Annotated in this window: 3 protein-coding genes; all 3 read left to right on the forward strand. The window is 45.7% G+C overall.

The window, feature by feature from the left end; genetic code table 11:
- A partial coding sequence (locus LHL20_RS20770; RefSeq protein ID WP_226434665.1) for a type II toxin-antitoxin system HipA family toxin occupies positions 1 to 1014 on the forward strand: 1014 nt, incomplete at its 5' end.
- A 428-nt stretch (positions 1015 to 1442) separates the two neighbouring features.
- The gene (locus LHL20_RS20775; RefSeq protein ID WP_000673265.1) at positions 1443 to 1733 is read left to right on the forward strand and encodes a helix-turn-helix domain-containing protein; all 291 of its coding nucleotides are present in this window, start codon (positions 1443 to 1445) and stop codon (positions 1731 to 1733) included.
- Positions 1723 to 2151 (forward strand): HipA N-terminal domain-containing protein (locus LHL20_RS20780; RefSeq protein ID WP_226434666.1); only part of this gene is annotated, 429 nt, incomplete at its 3' end. The genes LHL20_RS20775 and LHL20_RS20780, both read left to right, overlap by 11 nt.

Below are 2151 nucleotides of genomic sequence, written 5' to 3' on the forward strand. Positions count from 1 at the left end.
AAAGGCATGGGAGCATTGTCTTTTTCTCCGGTGTCTGAGTTTTCAGCCACCACGCACGCGGATATTGATTTAGCGACGTTAGGCTTAGAAGCACAAACGTTGTTCGATTCTTCGATGTCAGATTATATGGATGATAATCACGGTGAGTTAGATGGGCATACGCAACAGGTGTTGGCCGCATTAGTCGCCGGAGGTAGTTCTGGTGGGGCCAGACCTAAGGCACAAATTTATATGCCTGCAGGGGAAACTCAGCATTGTCGAACCTTCGCTCAGCTTGGAGATGAGGCTTGGCTGGTGAAGTTTACCTCTAAAAATCTCGCACTTGGCCATGAAGAAGGTTTGTGTGAGGCTGTGTACTTGCAAATGGCCGAGCAAGCAAAGTGCAAACCGCCGATTTGGCAGCTCATTGAAGCACCACTAGCAAGCGGTGCACCTGCTTGGTTAGCACTCAAACGTTTTGATTATGTTGCTGAACATACCGACTTAGCCGGAAAAGGCAGTTCAGGCCGCTTGCATATGCATAGCGCGTGCGGACTGTTGGATGCAGACTTTCGAACACCAAGTTTAGATTATATTGACTTAATTAAAGCTAGTCGTCAGTTGTGTAAATCTCCGGCTGCTGGACAACTGCAATTTCGCCGTGCCGTTTTTAACCTGCTGTCGTCTAATCAAGACGATCACAGTAAAAACTGGGCGTTTTTGCAAGCGGATGACGGTCAATGGAGTCCAGCACCTTTTTACGATGTTACTTACAGCCCACATCCATTTAATGAACACGCCACTGCGTTCGGTGGTTATGGCAAAGCGCCACCGCTTAAGGTGATACAAAAACTAGCGAGCAGTGCTGGCTATGGGAGTTGGCATGATGCAAGGCAAGTAATTGAAGAAGTCGCAGAAGCCCTCGGTCATTTTTCATATCTTGCAAAGCAGCAAGGAGTTAGCAAAACCACCTTATCTGCAATTGCTAAAACGTTGGAACAGCGAAAACAAGAAAATGCAGCGCTTTTTCAATGATTGTAAGAAGGGGCATCTGCAAACCGATTTGGACGGGGAAAATAAAAAGCCCTGTACCTATAAGAAAATAACAGGGCTTCTAAGATATCCATGGGCAGGTAAAAACTATTCTATATTCTGGATCTGCTCATTGAGCAGCGGACTAGACCCTCAAAAAATCAATAAGTTACCGAAAAGAAACCGTTCAAAAATGCCTGTTTGCCCACCAAACTGCCCACCACTTGCCTGTGGCTTTTACTAAATCTTAGTGGTTAGCAATGGAAAAACAGTGCCGTTTTTTTGCTGCTGTTAGAGCTAAAACATAGCAGTTTTGAAGGGCTTTATCGAGTAATTTTTTCAACACTTTATTTAATAATGGATACAATAATATCCACTTTCTGTTTTATTTCGCTATAATGGATATGACTGTATCCATTTGGCCTTTGCGGATGAAATTTACCTTACTTGATGATACCGATGTAAGCCACGCCTATGCGGCTTATTTACGTGAGTTACGAAAGCAGGCAAAGCTGTCACGAGCGGCGCTTGCTGAGCGAAGCTGCGTACCTGCGGCCACCATTAAGAAATTTGAGCTGACCGGGCAAATTTCATTTCGCCAATTGCTGTTGCTATGGCAGACCCTTGATTCGCTAGAGAGGCTCTATCAACTCACACAACCTAGCAAAGAACGGGTCACTATGCCCTCTAGTATTGATGAGGTGCTAAAAGATGAGTTTTAAACCCATTCAAAAACTCGCCGTGACTCGCACCTTAAGTTCAGGTGAGCAGGTTGCAGTAGGGGTCTTGGCGCAGAATCGGCAAGGCGTTTTTTTCCAGTATGCAGACAGCTATTTGCAGCAGTTTGGCAACTTATCACCTTTTACCTTGCATGCGAACGCGCAAGTTCAAGTCGCTCCTAAAGCGCCGCACCAAGGTGTACATGGCGTATTTGGAGATTGTTTACCCGATGGCTGGGGCATGCTGTTACAAGATCGTATTTTTCGGCAAAAGGGCATCCTACCTAATCAATTAACGGCGATGGATAGACTGGCCTTTGTCGGTGATAAAGGCATGGGAGCATTGTCTTTTTCTCCGGTGTCTGAGTTTTCAGCCACCACGCACGCGGATATTGATTTAGCGACGTTAGGCTTAGAAGCA

The sequence above is a fragment of the Alteromonas sp. McT4-15 genome, assembly GCF_020515205.1.
Taxonomy (GTDB): domain Bacteria; phylum Pseudomonadota; class Gammaproteobacteria; order Enterobacterales; family Alteromonadaceae; genus Alteromonas.